This window comes from Reyranella sp. (assembly GCF_004297265.1).
In the GTDB taxonomy this organism is placed as follows: Bacteria; Pseudomonadota; Alphaproteobacteria; order Reyranellales; family Reyranellaceae; genus Reyranella.
On record NZ_SCUT01000020.1, the window covers coordinates 21,594 to 39,556 of the forward strand.

Consider the following 17,963-nt stretch of genomic DNA (forward strand, 5'->3'; position numbering starts at 1 on the left):
GCCGATGCAGCGACTGTCGGTTGCGCCTAAAATCACGCGCCATGAAAGCACCGCCCGTCGTCAGGAAGACCACCGCCGTCTTCCACCAGTCCGGCGCCCTGCCAGTGGGCAGGGGCAAGATCACCGGCATTATTGCACTCACCTTGGGCGGCCTTGCCGTGCTGGCGGTGCTGGCCTTTCATTTCCCCGAGTATTTGACGACGCCGGACCTGCGCAAGAAATACGACGTGGGCCTGCTGCGGCAGGTGTTGCTGGTCGGCATGGTGATCGCGGGCGGCATGGCGATCGCCAATCTGGTCCAGCGCCGCAATCGCTGGCTGAATGCGACGGCGCTCGCCCTGATCGCGTTGGCCGCCGCGATGGGCGGCCACCGGGTCCCTGTCGCCGACTTTCCCGACAACACGCCCTATGTCGGGCTCGACTGGTTCATCCTCGACCTGCTGGGCTCGAGCATGATCTTCATCCTGATCGAGAAGCTGGTGCCTCTCCATCGCGACCAGCCGGTATTCCGGCCGGGCTGGCAGACGGACTTCACGCATTTCATCGTGAACCACCTCCTGGTGGGCCTGGCGTTGCTGATCGTGAACTTCGCCATTCATAGCCTGTTCGGCTGGCTGGTCTGGCCGCCCTTGCAGAAATGGGTGGGCGGGTTGCCGTTCTTCGCCGCGCTCTTCCTCGTGTTGCTGGTGGCCGACCTGGTGCAGTACTGGACGCACCGTGCCTATCACGAGATTCCGTTCTTGTGGCGCTTCCACGCCGTGCATCACAGCGCCGAGTACATGGACTGGATGGCGGGCTCGCGGCTCCACCTGTTCGAGCTTCTCACGACGCGCGTGTCGATCCTGGGCGTGCTCTACGTGCTGGGCTTCAGCCAGGCCGTCACCGACGTCTATATCGTGATCGTGGGCTTCCAGGCGGTGTTCAACCACGCCAATGTCCGGTTGCCCGCGATCTTCGGCAAGGCGCCGCTCAAGTGGCTGATCGTGACGCCCGACTTCCATCACTGGCATCACAGTTCCGAGCGCGAGGCGATCGACCGCAACTACGCCGCCCACTTCGCCTTCATCGACTACATTTTCGGCACCGCGGTGAAGTCAGATCGGCGCTTCCCCGGCAAGTACGGCGTGCTGGGCGACTACATGCCCAACGGCTTCGTGCGCCAGCAGCTCTTTCCCTTCACGTGGAAGGGCTGACGGCCCGTCGCCTGGCCTCGGCCACCAGCGACAGGGCGGCCGCCAGGACCAGGGTGGCGACGGCGACCAGCAACGGCGTCGCGAGGCTGCCTGACGCGTCGTAGACGTAGCCCGCGAAGGCGGGGCCCAGGATCTGGCCGAAGCTGAACGACGCCGTCATCAGCGCGATGCGGCCGCGTGGATCGCCGCTGCCCGAGCGCGTGGCGACGAGGCCGAGTGCGGTCAGGCCCATGAAGGTGCCACCGACGAACACCGCCGAAATCACGATGCTGGCCGGATGGAGCCACAGCGCACTGGTCGCGACGCCGATTGCCTCGACCGCGCAGGCCACGGCATAGATCGGCAGGACGCCCCAGCGCCGTCCCAGCCCCGTCCAGACGGCGACCGAAGGTACGGCGCTGAGGCCGAACAGGACCCAGATGTAAGGCTCCAGGTGTGCGAGCGTCGGCGAGCCGCGCACCATGTCGACGATGAAGGTCGCGGTGATGACATAGCCGAAGCCGAACAGGCCGTAGGAGAGGAGCAAGGCCGCGAAATCCGCCGACAGGCGCACGCCGACTGCCGTCTGCGCGGCCTGCGCGGGCGCCTCGTCGGGGGACACCAGCCAGCCAACGGCGAGGCTGGCGGCGGCGGCGATGGCAGCACTCGCGAACCAAAGTGTCGGCCAAGCAGCGCCGGCCCTGAGCAGCACCGCCACGATGAGCGCCGAGACGGCGATGCCGACGCCTACACCTGCGAAATGGATGGCGGAGAGCGCGCCTTGTCCTGTTGCGCTCAGCCGGTCGATGACGAGGGCCGAGCTGAAGATGAGCGCGAAGGCGCTCGCCGCGCCGGCGATCAGGCGCAGGCCGATGAAGGCGGGCATCACCGTCGTCAGACCCATCCCCAGAAGGCAAATCGCAGTGACCGCGAGCGAAGCCAGCAGCCAGACGCGGCGCGAGCCCGGCAGGCGAATGGCCGCCAGCAAGGCGCCGGCGAAGTATCCCACAAAATTTGCCGACGCGATCAGGCCGGCTTGCGCCTTGGTGAGTGGCACGGCTTCGACCATCGGCGGCAGGATCGGCGTGTAGACGAAGCGGCCGATACCGATCCCGGCCGCCATCGCAAGCAGCCCGCCGAAACTGAGCCAGAGTGCACGTTTGTTCATTGCGGACGCGGCACTTTGGGCTGTCCCTGCAATTGACGCAAATGGCCCCCGCACCTAGTTTGGCCAATCCATGTCACAGATTGATCGCACCCTTGCCGAGGCCGCGCGCGCGTGGCCGTTTGAAGAAGCCCGCAAGCTCGTCGCCCGCATCGGCGGCAAAGCGCCGGCGAAAGGCTATGTGCTGTTCGAGACCGGCTACGGCCCGTCGGGCCTGCCCCATATCGGCACGTTTGGCGAGGTCGTGCGCACGACGATGGTGCGGCAGGCCTTCCGCCGCCTGTCCGACGTGCCGGCGCGTCTGTTCTGTTTCTCCGACGACATGGACGGCCTGCGCAAGGTGCCGGACAACGTGCCGAACAAGGAGATGCTGGCGGGCCATCTCGGCAAGCCGCTGACCTCGGTGCCCGATCCGTTCAGCAACGAACATCCGAGCTTCGGTGCGGCGAACAACGCCCGGCTGCGCGCCTTCCTGGATTCATTCGGCTTCGAGTACGAGTTCCAGTCGGCGACCGACTGGTACAAGTCCGGACGCTTCGACGCGATGCTGCTCGCCATGCTGCGCCACTACGACGAAGTGCAGGCGGTCATGCTGCCGACGCTCGGTGAGGAGCGCCGCGCCACCTACTCGATCTTCCTGCCGATCTCGCCCAAGACGGGCCGCGTGCTGCAGGTGCCGGTGATCAAGACCGACGCCGATGCCGGCACCATCGTCTATCGCGACGAGGACGGCTCGATGGTCGAAACGCCGGTCACCGGCGGCAACGTCAAGCTGCAGTGGAAGGCCGACTGGGCTGGCCGCTGGTTCGCCCTCGACGTCGACTACGAGATGTACGGCAAGGACCTGATCCCCTCGGCCGAACTCTCGGCGAAGATCGTGCGCATCCTGGGCGGCAAGCCGCCGGAGGGCTTCAATTACGAGCTCTTCCTCGACGAGGAAGGCAAGAAGATCTCCAAGTCCAAGGGCAACGGCCTGTCGGTCGAGGAGTGGCTGCGCTATGCCTCCCCCGAATCGCTGGCGCTCTACATGCACCAGCAGCCGCGGCGCGCGAAGCGTCTCCATTTCGACGTGATTCCGCGCGCCATCGACGACTATCTCTCGCTGGTCGAGAAGCTGCCGAAGGAAGAGCCGGCGCGGGCGCTGGAGAACCCCGCGTGGCACATCCATGACGGCACGGCGCCTGCCAACTCCGCGGCCGGGGTCACTTTCGGCATGCTGCTGAATCTCGCCGGCGTCGCCAACACCGAGGACAAGGATGTCCTCTGGCAGTATTTGCGCCGCTACGTGCCGGGCGCCACGCCCGAGAACGCGCCCTATCTCGACCGACTGCTGGCCGGCGCGGTCGCCTACTACCAGGACTTCGTGAAGTCCTCGAAGAAGTTCCGCCTGCCCACCGACCGCGAACGTCCGGCGCTGCAGGATCTGCTGGAGACGCTGCGCAAGTGCCCCGAGGATGCGACGGCCGAGGTCATCCAGGACGAGGTCTATGAGGCCGGCAAGCGCCACTTCGCCAAGGAAGAGCTGCGGCAGTGGTTCAAGACCCTTTACGAGGTGCTGCTCGGCAGCGAGCAGGGGCCGCGCATGGGCGCCTTCATCAAGCTCTACGGTCGCGACAACGTCGTGAAGCTGATCGAACGCGCGCTGGCCGGCGAGGATCTGAGCAAAGCAGCGTAGGACCAGCGACATGCATGACGGCGTCGTCTTCGACTATCTCAATCCCGACGTGCCGGCCGGCCTGCGCCTGCTCGACGTTCCCCTGGTCCGCGCCAACCGCGAGACCATCAAGGGCTATGGCGAGGTCGTGCGCGATCCCAAGAAGCAGAAGATCGAGATCGTACCCTGGCCGCTCACCGGCTCGCGCAAGCTCGATGCCGGCACCGGCATCGAGGGCGGCACGGCCGAGGGCATCTTCACGTGCGAGTGGCGCGGCAACGAGCTGATCGGCCGCAACGAGGCGGTCGGCGGCCACTATGTCATCGGCTTCCGCGACCTGCCAGAGACGGTGCGACCCGGCGTGAAGCTGAGCAAGGGGCGCGTGCTCCTGTGGCACTGCAACTATCACCCGGATGGCGGCCAGCTCTTCTGGCCGCTCGACGGCAAGCCGTTCGTCGTGCCGGCCGCGCTGCCGGGCGACGATCTCCAGCCCGAGTCCTTCAAGGCCTTCTGGTCCGACGGCAGCGTCGGGATCTACATCCACCCCGGCATCTGGCACGAGGGCGTCTTCCCGGTGAACGAGACCGGGCGCTTCTTCGACAAGCAGGGCAAGGTGCATGCGCGCGTGAGCTGCGACCTCGCGCGCGAGTTCGGCGTTCTGCTCAACGTGCCGCTGCCGCAGGGCTGAAGCCCGCGGCCGCGCGGAAGACCCGCGACAGGGCGGCGATCGCTTCCGGGCGTTCGATCGCGGCCTCGTCTTGGGCCAACATCTCCCAGACGGCTCCTTCCACCGCGGCGAGCGCCACGGCAAGCTGCCTTGTGTCGGCGGTCCCTGCGCCGGCCGCAGCGAGCTTGGCCTGGAGGGCGGGAACGAACCTTCGCCCTTCCTCGATGATCGCCTGGCGGCCCTGTACTTCGGGCAATGCGTCGCGAAGGGCGAGCGAGACGTCGAGACCCTTGCGCTTCTCGACGACGAAGGCCGCAATCGCGGCGTCGACGGCCTCTTCCGGCGTCGCAGCCGCTGACAGGTCGGCGGCGATGACGGCGGCCAGATAGATGCGGGTGCGCTGGCGGACGATCTCGACGGCGATCGCGTTGCGGTTGGGGAAGTACTGGTAGAGGGAACCGACCGAGACGCCGGCCAGTGTCGAGATGCGGGTCGTCGTACAGGCAGCCCATCCGTCCCGTCGCAGAATGCGAATGGTCGCCTCGACGATGGCGTCCACCGTCACAGTGGAGCGGGCCTGGAGAGGCTTCTTGCGCGGTTTCAGGGCGGTCGGCATGGCATGCCTCCGATGCGAATGGACGGTTAGCAACCCGGTTTCCATTTTCAATGGACCTCAGCCGGAGTCAAAGAAATGACCGCCATCCATCTCGTCACCGGAGCCACGTCGGGGCTCGGCCTCGAACTTGTGCGCCTCCTGCTCGCGGAACCCGCGACGCGTGTCATCGCCGGTGCCCGCCGGCCTGCGGAGGCGCAGGCATTGCGCCATGTCGCGGGTGAAGAGCGCCTGCTTATCCTGCCGCTCGATCTCTCCTCGCTCGCATCGACGGTCGCGTTTGCCGACGCGGTGACGAAGCATCTCTCAGGCGGCCGTCTCGCCTCGATCGCCGCCAATGCCGGTGGCCAGAACGTGCGCACCCGGCACATGACGAAAGACGGCTACGAAGAGACACTGCAGGCGAACTGGTTGGCGCACGCGATGCTGGTCGAGCGGCTGTTGCCGTGCCTCGAGCGCCGTGCACCGATCGCTTTTACGGCAAGCGGAACGCATGATCCCGCTGACCCCGGGGCCCGCCGGTTCGGTTTCCGGGGCGGCATATATCCCGGAATCGAGCGGGTGGCGTACGGCGACCTCGATGCGAGCGTGCCGGCCAAGCAGCAGGGCATGGATCGCTATGCCACGTCCAAACTGGTGGCCATTCTGCATGTCTACGCCCTTGCACGCCGTACGCCCGCGGATGGTCCGCGCTGGTTCGCCTACGACCCCGGTCTGATGCCGGGCACTGGGCTGGCACGCACCCGCTCCGCCTTCGAGCGTTGGGCCTGGTCGACGATCCTGCCGGTGGTGGCCCGGACGATTCCCGGCGCCAGCACGCCGCGCCGGTCGGCCGCGACCTACGCGCGGCTACTTACGGGCCGCTTGTTCCCGCAGGAGACCGGTGTGCATCTCGATTTCTCCGGCCGCAGGACGGAAAGCTCGGCCGATTCAAAGCGCCGTGACTGGCAGGACGAAGTCGCTGCCTTTGCGGGCGCGATTTCTCAGGGCTGGGGAGCTGCAGCAGTAGAGACGGCCCCGAGATAGGCGACGATCATCCGCACGATCTCGTCCTCGAAGGCGCGGTTTGCGAGGAAGGGTTGCTCCTCCAGCACCGCGGCGCGGACGACACCCATGAGGGCGCGCGATACGACGAAGGCCTGTTCGCGGGTGAGGGGAGCGACCAGCGGGTTCGGCCCGCGCCCGACGGTCTCGTTCGCGCGGGCGATGAAAGCCGCGACGGGCGCGATCAGCTCGATGCCGGCTCCCTGCGCCAGAAGCGCCTGCACGACGGCCTTGCGAGCGCGCTGCCGGCCGCGGAAGGCATGGACGATCGCCCGCACCATGGCGCGCACGCGTCCTTCGACCGAGGGATCGCCCTCGCCCCGCAGCGCCCGCCCGACCTCGCCGAGGGCGGTGTCCATCTCCTTACGGGCCAGCGCCATCAGCAGCGCGTTCTTGTCGGAAAAATACTGATAGAGCGTGCCGATGCTGACGCCGGCCCGCTCGGCCACGGCGTTGGTGGTGAAGGCGGCCAAGCCACCTCTTTCCAGAATCTGAGCCGCCGCCTCGACGATCGATGCGACGGTTTGCGCCGCGCGCGCCTGCCGCGGCGATCTCCGTTTGTTTTCAGCGACTTGGCGACGAGCGGCCATGGCGGCACCGGGTGCGGGAAGGCGAGTAACTGAACATGAGCATCACTCATATATTCGACGGCGACAAGTCACACGGAGGCCTTCGTGCAGTCCCTCGCCATTCTCTACCTCGTCATCCTGCCGCTCGTGCTCGTTGCGGCCTTGGTCGAAGGCATCTGGCAGGCACGGACGCGGGCCGAGGCCTACGACTGGAAATCGTGGGCCTGCTCCCTGGCTGACCTTGCCGGCCGCCGCCTGCTGGCCTTCATCCCCTACACGCTTGCCGCGCCCTGGCTCGACTGGATGTACGAGCACCGGCTGTTCACCCAGTCGCTCGACAGCGTGTGGTCGGTGCTGCTGCTCTTCATCGGCTTGGAATTCTTCTATTACTGGTTCCACCGCGCCAGCCACACCGTGCGCTGGTTCTGGAGTTCGCACTCGGTTCACCACTCGCCCAACGAGTTCAACTTCGCCATGGCCTACCGGCTGGGCTGGATCGGCCGCTTCACCGGCACGTCGCTCTTCTTCGTGCCGTTGGTTCTGTTGGGCTTCACGCCGCAGACCGTGCTGACGGCGCTGTTCCTGAACCTGCTCTACCAGTTCTGGATCCATGCCGACTGGATCCCGAAGCTGGGTTGGCTGGAATACGTGCTCAACACGCCGTCCGCGCATCGCGTCCATCACGCGCGCAATCCGGAATATCTCGATGCCAACTTCGGCGGCGTCCTGATCGTGTTCGACCGGCTATTCGGTACCTATGTCGCCGAGCGCGACGAGGTGAGGTGCGACTTTGGCCTGGTCTCGCCGCAGGTGTCGTCGCGCAATCCGCTGGTGCTGAACTTCGGCCCGTGGATGGGGCTCGTGAAGGACCTCGCCTCGGCGCGCTCGGCCCGGGAAGTCTGGATGTACCTGTTCGGTCCTCCGGGTTGGCGCGCCGACGGAAAAGGCCTTACGGCGGCTGAGCTACGCAAGGCTCACGTGCTGCAAACTCAGGAGGCCATGACTTAATCTCCCTTGAGCTGCGCAATCCCCGTCGACAGATTGGGCAGCAAAGGAGAAACGCCATGGCGAGGGACAAAGTCTGCGTCGTGATCGGCGCGGGCGATGCGACGGGCGGTGCGATCGCCCGCCGCTTCGCGCGTGAGGGCTATACCGCCGTCGTTACGCGCCGTAACGCCGACAAGCTTCAGTCGCTGGTGGCGCGCATCGTCGAGGAGGGCGGCAGGGTCCATCCCTTCGGCTCCGACGCCCGCGACGAGCCGCAGGTCGAGGCGCTGTTCCGGCAGATCGAGACCGAGATCGGCGAGATCGAGGTCTTCGTCTTCAACATCGGCGGCAACGTGCGCTTCGATATTCGTGACACGACCTCCCGCGTCTATCGCAAGGTCTGGGAGATGACCGCCTTCGCCGGCTTCCTGACGGCGCGCGAGGCGGCCAAGGCAATGGTGCCGCGGGGCCGCGGCACAATGCTCTTCACCGGAGCCACCGCCTCGATCCGCGGTGGCCGCGGCTTTTCGGCTTTCGCCGGCGGCAAGCATGCGGTGCGGGCGCTGGCGCAGTCGATGGCGCGCGAGCTGGGACCGCAGAATATCCATGTCGCGCACGTCATCGTCGACGGCGCGATCGACACCGAATGGATCAAGGCCAACTTCCCCGACCGCTACAATGCCGGCCCCGATGCGATCCTCGATCCCGACGACATCGCTGAAACCTACTGGCAGCTCCACCGCCAGCGGCGCAGCGCCTGGACCTTCGAGATGGATCTGAGGCCGTGGAAGGAAAGCTGGTAGCAATGGAGCGCGCCACTCCGGTGGCGCTTCAAGATCATGAGCGCAACCAGAGTTGCGCGCTGCTATGAAGCCGCCCGCAGCTTCAGCAGTGCCAGCATCATGTCGTTGGTCGGTGTCGCGACGCCCGCGAGTTCGCTGAGGTCGGCGATCGAATCGGCGAGCGCGTCGATCTCGAGCGGTTTGCCGGACTGAAGGTCGGTCAGCATCGACATCTTGTGGTCGCCCAGGCCGACCGTGAATTCGATGCGCTTTTCCATCGGCGTCGCCATGGTCGCGCCAAACCTGGCGGCGACGGCCTCGGCCTCGGTCATCATGCGCCGCGCGATCTCGACGGCACCGGCGCTGCGCCCGATCCCGCCATTGTCGGCCAGAGTCAGGACCGCGATCGGATTCCAGGTCAGGCTGTTGATCATCTTGGTCCAGATTTCGGCGCGGATGTCGTGCTTGACCGGCGCCTTGAGCCCCGCCTCGTTCATTGCCGCGCTCAGCGCGATGACGCGCGGCGAGTTCGAGCCGTCGGGTTCGCCCAGCGGCAGGTAGCAGACCTCGTTCTCGAGATGCGCCACCCCGGGTTCGGGCACGACGCCGCCCGCCCAGTAGGCGCAGCCCAGCGCACGCTCGGGCCCGAACATCGACCATTGCTTGCCGCCCGGGTCCATGCGCTTCAGGCGGCTGCCCTCGAACGGGCCAGGCAGCTTGTGAAAGAACCAGTAGGGTGCGCCGGTGGTCGGCGGGATCAGTGCCGTCTGCGGACCCAACAGCGGCACGACCTTGTCGAGAACCGAAAGGTACTGGTGCGTCTTCAGGGTGATGAACACGACATCCTGTGGGCCGAGTTGGGCCGGATCGTCGGTCGCATTCACCCTGACCGTGAAATCGTCGTGCGGGGAGATCAGGCGCAGGCCGTTGCGCCGGATGGCGTCGAGATGGGCGCCGCGTGCAATCAGGCTCACCTCGACGCCTTTCACGCGTGCGAGGTGGGCGCCGATGATCCCGCCGATCGAGCCGGCGCCGTAGAGGCAGATCTTCATGGTGCCCAGCCTAGAGGCTTCATGGTCGCTGTGGAACTGGCGTCCCCTGCGGTCGTTGTGTCGCGAATCCTGAAGAGAAAGGAGGCGCCTGCATGACTGCGCAGACCGTCGATACCAGCAAGCTCTGGGACATGATCAAGGACATCCGGTTCGGCATGCTGACCGTGCGCGGCGCCGACGGACGTCTCCATTCGCGCCCGTTGACCACCCAGAACGGTGACGCAGATCGTGGGGGGGTCATCTGGTTCTTCATGTCGCGTTCGGGCCAGCCAGCGGCCGACCTCGCAGTATCACACGACGTGAATGTGGCCTACGCTGATCCCAATGCCGACATGTACGTATCGGTGAGCGGCATGGCCCGCATCGTCGAGGACCCTGTGAAGAAGCAGGAGTTATGGACTATGGCGGCCAATGCCTGGTTCCCCGGCGGTGTCGAGGACCCCGATCTGGCCCTGGTCGCAGTCCTCGCCGCCGAAGCGGAATATTGGGATGTGAAGGCCAACAAGGCCGTCCAGATCTTCAAGCTTGCCAAGGCCGCGCTGACCGGCGAGGAGCCGGCCGACCTGGCCAAACATCGCCGCGTCCGCATGCGCTGACGCGGGCGGAGGCCGTCAGCGGCGTGGCGTCGTTGCCGCGCCGACGCCGGCACCCACGGCACCACCCACCAATGCGCCCGGCAGCAGCCCGATCGGCGTGAGGGCGCCGATCAGCGCACCGGTCCCCGCGCCGATGCCGCCGCCCGTCACGGCCCGCTGACCCCATGTGTCGCCGCAGGCGGCGAGGGTGAGAGCCAGAAGGGAAATGCCGACGACCTTCATCATGTGGTCAACTCCGTTGCGTGCACGAAAATGCCTTTCGATCTGACAAGGTTTCCATAAATGGCCCGTCTGCGGTGTGTCCTCCTGGTGACCTTGGCATGCCTCGGCCTCGCAGCGCCGCTCCGGGCACAGACAGTGGGAGGCTTCGACTACGCCCCGGAATACGACTTCTCCGAGTTCTGGGCGGCGACCGACGGCCGCCTCTTCCAGGTGATCGTGGCGGGAAATCCCTTTCCGCAATGGCCGGTGGAGTTGGTGAAGCAGCGGCTCCTGCCGGTGATGCAGGCCAACAAGCCGAGGCCGGCACTTACCTTCACCTACCAGTCGCCGGCCGAGGAGCTGCGGCCGAACTACCGTCTGGTGCTGGTCTTCGATCCCGCCAACGATCTAACGGCGGCGCGCGTCTGTGCCGGACAGTATTTCCTGAAGCCGCCCACACCCGGCCGGGTCTATGTGTTCGGGGTCTATTGCCGCAACGATCTCGCTCTGTCCCAGACGACGGCGTGGACCCAAGCGACCGGGCCGGACGATCCGAGGCTCGGCCAGATGTTCGCGCAGCTTTTCCTGGTGCTGTTCGACGACCGGCGCTGGCAGCGCTTCCCCTTCAATCCGTGGTTTGCCCGCTAGCCGATCCGGCCTAAGAGAAGGGCAGCAACAGGGAGATCTCTTGGGTACCGACGTTGAAATCTGGATGCTCTTCGCGCCGTTCTGGCTTCTGGGCATGTTCGCGGCGCTGGGCGCGCTTTGGCACTTCCTGCAGTTCCTCAGCGTGCACGGCAAAGCCCATGCAGCCGGGCAGATCTCAAAGAAATATGAGTTCGGGATGCGCCTCCAGCCGCATGAGACCACGGCGCGGGGGCGTCATCATTTTACGCGGGCCAGAACCGCCTTGCTGCTGTTTATCGGATTCACGGCACTGGGACTGGTGGCCGGCATCCTATGGACGCTCTGGCGGGGCTAGTCCCTGCCGTCATTCGGCCACCAGCCCCACGACCTCATAGTGACCCGGATCCGGAGACGGACCGGCGATCAGAACCTGCTGGTCACACGCGGTCAGGATCAGAACCAGAAGACCGAGGGACGCCAAAACCCTGCGGAACATGACGAATACCTCCATCTGGCATACTAACGCCGGCCATTTGCCTTTGGTTGCCGCGTTTTGCAGTCTGTCTGCCGGACATTGGGGACAGCCGGGGCGGGAGCCCTATGTAAGATGACAAGACACCGTATGCTGCGCCGCATCGCCTATGTACGGCGCAATCGCTGCAGTGCCCTCGTGGGTGTCCTGTGCTTTTTAATTCTGCTCACCCCGCTGCTTGCCGGCTCGGCGATCGGCGGCTCGATGTTGGGCGTGGCGCTCTTCGTGGTGCTCGTCCTGGCAGTCTGGGCGCTGCGGCTCGAACGGCCCGTTCTCTGGGGGCTGGGGGTGTTCGGCTTTATCACCGTCGATACCCTGATCGCCGACCGCATGGGCTACAGCGGGCTGCGTCCGATCGCGCTGGGGGCAACGGCGATCTTCGTCGGCGCCATCACCATTGCGTTGTTGCGTTACGTGCTCGACCGCCGACCCATCACAACCGACAAGGTGTTCGGGGCCGTGGCGGCCTACATCCTGATCGCGTTGTCCTTTGCCAGCCTGTTCGGCTTCCTGCAGGTCTTCGAGCCCGACGCCTTCACGGCCACGATCGCGCATGGTCCGGACGGCAAGCTCAACTGGTCGGACCTGATGTACTTCTCCTTCACCGTGCTCACCTCCACCGGCTTCGGCGAGATCACGCCGGCGACGCCGATGGCGCGGTCGCTGATCGTGATCGAGCAGGTGCTGGGCGTCATGTATGTCGCCTTCCTGATCGCGCGGCTCGCCAACCTGTACGGCTCGCCGAAGCCCTTGCGCTAGCGACCTCCAATCTCGCACTGCGCATCGTCGAAAGGCCTCCGGCCGCGCTATACTGTTCCGTAAAATCAGATGAGGAACGCCAATGGCTATCGCGGCTGAAGCGACACGGACAAGCGAGACCGGCAACATTGCCGAGCCCGGCATTCTCGAACACTGGGACGTCATCGTGATCGGTGCCGGCCTTTCGGGCATGTACCAGCTCCTGAAGCTGCGCCAGATGGGCTTCAAGGCGCGGGTCTACGAGGCGGGGGGCGGTGTCGGCGGCACCTGGTACTGGAACCGCTATCCTGGCGCGCGCTTCGATTCCGAGAGCTGGACCTACGGCTTCTCCTTCTCGCCCGAGGTGCTCGCGGAATGGGACTGGAAGGAGCATTTCTCCGGTCAGCCCGAGAACCTGCGTTACTGCGAATTCATCGCCGACAAGTTCGACCTGCGCCGCGATATCACCTTCAATGCGAGGGTGAAGGCCGCACACTGGGACGAGGCGGGCAACGAGTGGGAGGTGACCTTCGAAGCGGGTGGCCGCGCCCGCGCCCGCTTCCTCGTCACGGCGATCGGGCCGTTGTCGTCGCCCACCATGCCGACCATTCCCGGCATCGAGGATTTCAGGGGCGAGTCCTGGCACACCGGCCTGTGGCCGCATCACCCGGTCAGCTTCGCGGGCAAGAAAGTCGCCGTGATCGGCACCGGCGCCTCGGGCGTGCAGGCGATCACCGAGATTGCCAAGACGGTGGGCGAGCTCACCGTGTTCCAGCGCACGCCCAACTGGTGCACGCCGCTGCGCAACAGCCGGATCGAACCGGAGACCATGGCCGATATCCGCTCGCGCTACGACCGGATCTTCGCGCAGTGCCGGGAGAACTGGGGCTGCTTCGTCCACACCGCCGATCCGCGCCATTCGACCGACGTGACGCCGGAAGAGCGTGAGGCCTTCTTCGAGAAGCTCTACAACACGCCAGGATTCGCCTTCTGGCAGGGCAATTTCCGCGACGTGCTGATGGATCAGGCTGCCAACGACGCGCTGACGGAATTCGTGGTCAGGAAGATCCGCGCCCGCGTGAAGGATCCGAAGATCGCCGACAAGCTGATCCCGACCAATCACGGCTACGGCACGCGCCGCGTCCCGCTGGAGAGCGGCTACTTCGAGGTCTACAACCAGCCGAACGTGAAGCTGGTCGACATCCGCGAGACGCCGATCGAGCGCATCACCGAGACCGGTCTGAGGGTCGGTGGCGTCGACTACGACTTCGACATGATCATCTACGCGACCGGGTTCGACGCCATCACCGGCGCCTTCGACCGCATCGACTTCCAGGGTCGCAACGGCGAGAAGCTGCGCGACAAGTGGGCCGACGGGCCGCACACCTATCTCGGCCTGAACGTCGCAGGTTTTCCCAACATGCTGACCCTGGTCGGCCCTCACAATGCGGCCACCTTCTGCAACCTGCCGCGCTGTATCGAGCAGAATGTCGAGTTCGTGTCCGACCTGCTGGGCTACATGCGCGACAAGGGCCTCACCCGTATCGAGGCGACCTCGGAGGCCGAGGCGGCCTGGACCGCCCATGTCTACGACACGGGATCGCGCCTGCTGCTCACCAAGGTCGATTCCTGGATGACCGGCGTGAACAAGAACGTCCCCGGCCGCCTCAAGCGCACCTTCATGGCCTATGCCGGCGGCGCGCCGAAATATCGCCAGAAGTGCGAAGAGATCGCGGCGAACGGGTATGAGGGATTCGCGCTGCGCTGACGCCTCAGCGAGCGCCGCGCACGAGCCGGCCCGGTCGCGCGCCGGTGAATTCACCGTCGCGATAGGTCACCTCGCCGCTCACGATCGTGGCGCGATAGCCCTCGGCCTTCTGTTCCAGGCGGCGGCCGCCGCCCGGCAGGTTGTGCACCGGACGCGGCGCCGACACCTTTAGCCGGTCGAGGTCGATCACGTTGAGGTCGGCTTTGTGCCCTGCCTGCAATCGTCCGCGATCGCCGAGGCCGACCGTGCGCGCTGGCACGTCGGTGAGCTGTTGGATCGCCCAAGGCAGGGACCAGCGCTCGCCCTTGCGGTCGCGCGTCCAATAGGTGAGGGCGTGCGTCGTGTAGCTCGCGTCGCAGATCAGCCCGTAATGCGCGCCACCGTCGCCCAGCGCCATCACCGTATGCTCGTGGCGCAGCATGCTGGCCATGTTGGCGTCGGAACAGTCCGTGTAGTTGGCGCCGGGATGGAACAGGATGGTGCGTCCGTCGCCACTCACCAGCAGGTCGTAGGCCAGTTCGAGCGGCGTGATGCCGAGCCCGGCTGCGCGGGCATCGAGCCGCTGGTCGGCCGGCGGCGTGTAGTCGGGCGGATCGCCCAGCACGAACATGTTGGCGACGCTGCGCATGAAGGCCAGCATCTGCGGATTGCGGTAGGTCGGCTGTTCCGCGAGCAGCTTTGCCTTCATGGCCGGATCGCGCAGCCGGGCGAGCTTGGCCTCCAGCGGCAAGGCTTCGATCTCACAATAGCTCGGGCAGGTCGAGAAAGGATGGAACGAGAGTTCCAGCCCGTAGAGCACGGCGACGGGCCGCGCCGCGACCTGGCCGCGGATCGGCAGCCCGTCGCGATGGGCCCATTCGATCTCGCGCAGCAAGGTCTGCCAGCGTCCGGGGTAGAGCGAAAGATCGAGCAGCGTGAAGGAGAGCGGCCGGCCGGACAGTTCGACCAGCCGGCGCAGCATCGCGAACTCGGTGGCGCCCTCGGCGGTGGTGTCCGCGAAATCGTCGAGGAGCTGGATCACGCCCTTGCCGGCGCGCCGCATGCCACGCGCGATCGCGGCCAGCTCCTCTTCGCCGGCGGTGATGGTGGGCGTGAGCGCACCATCGGGCGTGCGGTGGAACAGCGAGCGCGAGGTCGAGAAGCCTAGCGCGCCGGCATTCAGCCCTTCCTCGACGAGCTTCGACATCTCGACCATGTCCGACGCGTTGGCGGGTTCACGGTCGACGCCGCGCCGGCCCATCACGAAGACGCGCAGCGGCGCATGCGGCACCTGCGTGGCGAAGTCGATGTCGCAATGGCGCTTCGACAGCGCGTCGAGATAGTCGGGAAAGCTCTGCCAGTTCCACGGCACGCCCTCGCGCATCACCAGCTCGGGAATGTCCTCGACGCCTTCCATCACGTTCATCAGTGTGTCGCGGTCCTGCGGGCGACAGGGCGCAAAGCCAACTCCGCAGTTGCCCATCAGCACCGTCGTCACGCCATGACCGGAGGAGGGCGAGAAGCGGTCATCCCAGGTCACCTGGCCGTCGTAGTGGGTATGAATGTCGACGAAGCCCGGCGTCACGGCCAAGCCCCTTGCATCGATCTCCTCACGGCCGCTGCCGGCGATGCGGCCAACCCCGGCGATCCTGCCATCCTGGATTGCGACGTCCGCTTCGCGCGGTTCGGCTCCGGTCCCGTCGATCACCGTTCCGTTGCGTACGATCAGATCGTATGAGGCGGCCATGGCGTCCTCCCGCAAGAGTTGCTCCCGATTGCCTAGCATTCCGGTCGCGGTAAGTGAAACGCCGACACGAAAACGCCGGAACCTCGCGGTCCCGGCGCTGCCGTTAGATATGCAGAAACGTTCAGCGGATGATCGTGACCTGGAGCGCGGTCTGAACGCTGTACACCGTGGTGATCAGCGTGCCCGGCTTGATCGTCTTCAGCGCGGCCTTGCCCGCTTCGCTCACGATCTGCGGCATCTGGATGACTTCGCCGCTGTCGGGCGAGGGCTTGTCGGGCTCGCCACCGGAGGCGTTGATCAGGAACACCGTGTTGGTCGCGAGGTCGACCTTGGTGCACATGCCGGCCATCGACCAGAGGCGGATGCGCTCGCGCGCGCCGGGGATGCCCTCGATGCGGGCGCCCTGGGCCATCATCGCCTTGGCGCGCGCCGTCACGGCGGGCGTGGTCGGCGCGATCAGGAAATCGACATAGTCGTACCACTGCACGTCGACGATCTGGCCGACGCGGAGTGCCCCGTAGTTGGTGACCAGGTCGGCCGCCTTCATCTTCACCCGGCCGAGATCCTGCCAGACGATGACGAAGCCGCGCGTCTTCTCGTCCAGGCTGTGGATCGTGCCGCGCTTGAAGTTCTGGTAGGCCGACGAAACGAACAGATCTTCCTGTGCGGCGGCGGAGAACGGCAGGGCGGGCAGCGCGGCTGCCGTCAGCGCGGCGCCTCCAAGCAGCTTCAGGGTCGAACGACGATCAGCTTGCATAAAACTCCCCCTTCTCGTCGCGCAGGATGTTCGGCTCCGGCGCGTGCGTGCTGGTTCGCCCCCGAACAGACCCGCGCGTTATGCCGACGAAAGTTTTTCCCGGCAACTCCATTTGCAGCACTTCTGCGCCTAGCTGGACGCGAATAATCTTTCGCTATTCGTGCACAAAAAGATCGTCAGGAAAACGTGACTTGAACCTGCGACAGTCAGGGGTGGTTATGGCGGTCGAAGAAGGAATCACCGCTTGTCCCCATCAATCGCCCTTCTGTCCGTTGCTCACGCCTTGCCGCCGCACCGCCTCCTGCAGTCCGAGGCGGCCGAAGCCGCACGTGGAATCTTCGCCGGTCGCTATGCCGCCTTCGAGCGAATGGCACCGGTCTTCACCACGGCCGGCATCGAGGCGCGCTATACGGTGAGGCCGCTCGACTGGTACCTGTCTTCCCTGGGGTGGCCGGAGCGCAACGCGGCCTATCTCGAAGGCGCGCAGGAACTGTTCGTCGGGGCCGCGACGCGGGCGCTCGCAGCCGCGGGGATACCAGCCTCCGATGTCGACACGATCGTCACCATCTCCTCGACCGGCATTGCGACGCCGAGCCTCGAGGCACGCGTTGCCGGGCGCATGGGCTTTCGCTCCGACGTCGAACGCGTGCCGGTGTTCGGTCTCGGCTGTGCCGGGGGTGTCTCGGGCCTGGCCGTTGCCAGCCGTCTGGCGGCGGCCCGGCCCGGCGCGACGGTGTTGCTGGTCGCCATCGAGATCTGCACTTCGGCCTTCCGAATGGACCAGCTCACGCCCGCCAATATGGTGGCGACCGCCTTGTTCGGCGACGGCGCGGCGGCCTGCGTCGTGCGCGCCGGCTCGGGTGGGGAAGGCGTCGCCCGGATCGAAGGGGCCGGCGAGCATCTCTGGCCCGACACGCTCGACATCATGGGCTGGAAGGTTGATCCGACCGGCCTCGGCGTCATCTTCGATCGCTCGATCCCGCCCTTCGCCGAGCAGGAAGTCGGGCCAGCGGTCGAGACCATCCTGTCTCGCATCGGTGTGGCGCGCGGCTCGGTCGATCGCTTCGCCTGTCATCCAGGCGGCGCCAAGGTGATCACGGCACTGGAGACGACGCTGCGTCTCGACCAGGGTGTGCTCGATCACGAACGCGAGGTGCTGCGCCGGTATGGCAACATGTCGGCGCCGACGGTGCTGTTCGTGCTGGAGCGCCTGATGGAAGCCGGCCTGCCGCGGCGCACGGTGCTGACGGCGCTGGGGCCGGGCTTCACCTGTAGCTGCCTGTCCCTGGCGCGAGCCGCCTGAGCCTGCCGTG

The 17,963-nt window shown here is 66.1% G+C and carries 20 protein-coding genes; 12 read left to right on the forward strand and 8 right to left on the reverse strand.

Features of this window, described 5'->3' with window-relative positions; all coding sequences use genetic code 11:
• Positions 1–41: 41 nt before the first annotated feature.
• On the forward strand, positions 42–1,193 hold the full coding sequence (locus EPO41_RS07280) for a sterol desaturase family protein (RefSeq protein WP_296322548.1): 1,152 nt from the start codon (positions 42–44) through the stop codon (positions 1,191–1,193).
• On the opposite strand, the gene EPO41_RS07285 is transcribed toward EPO41_RS07280, so the two are convergent.
• Positions 1,177–2,340, reverse strand: coding sequence for a YbfB/YjiJ family MFS transporter (locus tag EPO41_RS07285; protein WP_296322551.1), 1,164 nt, complete (start codon positions 2,338–2,340; stop codon positions 1,177–1,179). The two genes, EPO41_RS07280 and EPO41_RS07285, sit on opposite strands and share 17 nt — an antisense overlap.
• Positions 2,341–2,410: 70 nt before the next feature.
• Between EPO41_RS07285 and EPO41_RS07290 the strand changes: the two genes are divergently transcribed.
• Both EPO41_RS07290 and EPO41_RS07295 read left to right on the forward strand, forming a co-directional pair.
• Positions 2,411–4,012 carry a lysine--tRNA ligase gene (locus EPO41_RS07290; protein ID WP_296322555.1) on the forward strand — a complete coding sequence of 534 codons (1,602 nt, stop codon included), beginning with the start codon at positions 2,411–2,413 and terminating at the stop codon, positions 4,010–4,012.
• A gap of 10 nt (positions 4,013–4,022) precedes the next feature.
• Positions 4,023–4,679, forward strand: coding sequence for an ureidoglycolate lyase (locus EPO41_RS07295; RefSeq protein ID WP_296322560.1), 657 nt, complete (start codon positions 4,023–4,025; stop codon positions 4,677–4,679).
• On the opposite strand, the gene EPO41_RS07300 is transcribed toward EPO41_RS07295, so the two are convergent.
• Complete coding sequence (locus tag EPO41_RS07300; protein ID WP_296322563.1) at positions 4,654–5,274, reverse strand: TetR/AcrR family transcriptional regulator; 621 nt, start codon at positions 5,272–5,274, stop codon at positions 4,654–4,656. The genes EPO41_RS07295 and EPO41_RS07300 overlap by 26 nt on opposite strands.
• A 75-nt stretch (positions 5,275–5,349) precedes the next feature.
• On the opposite strand from EPO41_RS07300, the gene EPO41_RS07305 reads away from it, so the two are divergent.
• Positions 5,350–6,297, forward strand: coding sequence for an SDR family NAD(P)-dependent oxidoreductase (locus EPO41_RS07305; protein WP_296322565.1), 948 nt, complete (start codon positions 5,350–5,352; stop codon positions 6,295–6,297).
• On the opposite strand, the gene EPO41_RS07310 is transcribed toward EPO41_RS07305, so the two are convergent.
• Complete coding sequence (locus EPO41_RS07310) at positions 6,255–6,905, reverse strand: TetR/AcrR family transcriptional regulator (RefSeq protein ID WP_296322568.1); 651 nt, start codon at positions 6,903–6,905, stop codon at positions 6,255–6,257. The two genes, EPO41_RS07305 and EPO41_RS07310, sit on opposite strands and share 43 nt — an antisense overlap.
• An 84-nt stretch (positions 6,906–6,989) precedes the next feature.
• On the opposite strand from EPO41_RS07310, the gene EPO41_RS07315 reads away from it, so the two are divergent.
• Together EPO41_RS07315 and EPO41_RS07320 are read left to right on the forward strand one after the other, a co-directional pair.
• Positions 6,990–7,892: a sterol desaturase family protein gene (locus EPO41_RS07315; RefSeq protein ID WP_296322571.1), complete on the forward strand. Its 903-nt coding sequence runs from the start codon at positions 6,990–6,992 to the stop codon at positions 7,890–7,892.
• A 56-nt stretch (positions 7,893–7,948) separates the two neighbouring features.
• Positions 7,949–8,674, forward strand: coding sequence for an SDR family oxidoreductase (locus EPO41_RS07320; RefSeq protein WP_296322573.1), 726 nt, complete (start codon positions 7,949–7,951; stop codon positions 8,672–8,674).
• Positions 8,675–8,736: 62 nt separating this feature from the next.
• On the opposite strand, the gene EPO41_RS07325 is transcribed toward EPO41_RS07320, so the two are convergent.
• The gene (locus tag EPO41_RS07325; protein WP_296322574.1) at positions 8,737–9,705 is read right to left on the reverse strand and encodes a 2-dehydropantoate 2-reductase; all 969 of its coding nucleotides are present in this window, start codon (positions 9,703–9,705) and stop codon (positions 8,737–8,739) included.
• Between the two features lie 92 nt (positions 9,706–9,797).
• Here EPO41_RS07325 and EPO41_RS07330 point away from each other — a divergent pair, with 92 nt between their 5' ends.
• Positions 9,798–10,301 carry a pyridoxamine 5'-phosphate oxidase family protein gene (locus EPO41_RS07330; protein WP_296322577.1) on the forward strand — a complete coding sequence of 168 codons (504 nt, stop codon included), beginning with the start codon at positions 9,798–9,800 and terminating at the stop codon, positions 10,299–10,301.
• 15 nt (positions 10,302–10,316) lie between these two features.
• On the opposite strand, the gene EPO41_RS07335 is transcribed toward EPO41_RS07330, so the two are convergent.
• A complete protein-coding gene (locus EPO41_RS07335) occupies positions 10,317–10,526 on the reverse strand; it encodes a bacteriocin (protein WP_295141753.1) in 210 nt (69 codons plus the stop codon).
• Between the two features lie 57 nt (positions 10,527–10,583).
• On the opposite strand from EPO41_RS07335, the gene EPO41_RS07340 reads away from it, so the two are divergent.
• Together EPO41_RS07340 and EPO41_RS07345 are read left to right on the forward strand one after the other, a co-directional pair.
• Positions 10,584–11,150: a hypothetical protein gene (locus EPO41_RS07340; protein ID WP_296322580.1), complete on the forward strand. Its 567-nt coding sequence runs from the start codon at positions 10,584–10,586 to the stop codon at positions 11,148–11,150.
• 40 nt (positions 11,151–11,190) lie between these two features.
• Positions 11,191–11,484, forward strand: a complete 294-nt coding sequence (locus EPO41_RS07345) for a hypothetical protein (RefSeq protein ID WP_296322583.1) — start codon at positions 11,191–11,193, stop codon at positions 11,482–11,484.
• A gap of 9 nt (positions 11,485–11,493) precedes the next feature.
• Here EPO41_RS07345 and EPO41_RS07350 read toward each other — a convergent pair whose 3' ends face one another.
• Positions 11,494–11,625, reverse strand: a complete 132-nt coding sequence (locus EPO41_RS07350) for a hypothetical protein (RefSeq protein WP_296322586.1) — start codon at positions 11,623–11,625, stop codon at positions 11,494–11,496.
• Between the two features lie 111 nt (positions 11,626–11,736).
• Here EPO41_RS07350 and EPO41_RS07355 point away from each other — a divergent pair, with 111 nt between their 5' ends.
• Both EPO41_RS07355 and EPO41_RS07360 read left to right on the forward strand, forming a co-directional pair.
• Positions 11,737–12,420 (forward strand): potassium channel family protein, encoded by a 684-nt coding sequence (locus EPO41_RS07355; protein WP_296322589.1) that lies wholly within the window; start codon positions 11,737–11,739, stop codon positions 12,418–12,420.
• 82 nt (positions 12,421–12,502) lie between these two features.
• A complete protein-coding gene (locus EPO41_RS07360; protein WP_296322594.1) occupies positions 12,503–14,167 on the forward strand; it encodes an NAD(P)/FAD-dependent oxidoreductase in 1,665 nt (554 codons plus the stop codon).
• A 4-nt stretch (positions 14,168–14,171) separates the two neighbouring features.
• Here the strand turns inward: EPO41_RS07360 and EPO41_RS07365 are convergent, their stop codons facing one another.
• Positions 14,172–15,893, reverse strand: a complete 1,722-nt coding sequence (locus EPO41_RS07365) for an amidohydrolase family protein (protein WP_296322597.1) — start codon at positions 15,891–15,893, stop codon at positions 14,172–14,174.
• A gap of 121 nt (positions 15,894–16,014) precedes the next feature.
• The gene (locus tag EPO41_RS07370) at positions 16,015–16,650 is read right to left on the reverse strand and encodes a hypothetical protein (protein ID WP_296322600.1); all 636 of its coding nucleotides are present in this window, start codon (positions 16,648–16,650) and stop codon (positions 16,015–16,017) included.
• A 244-nt stretch (positions 16,651–16,894) separates the two neighbouring features.
• Here EPO41_RS07370 and EPO41_RS07375 point away from each other — a divergent pair, with 244 nt between their 5' ends.
• Positions 16,895–17,953, forward strand: coding sequence for a type III polyketide synthase (locus EPO41_RS07375; protein WP_296322603.1), 1,059 nt, complete (start codon positions 16,895–16,897; stop codon positions 17,951–17,953).
• Positions 17,954–17,963: the final 10 nt, after the last annotated feature.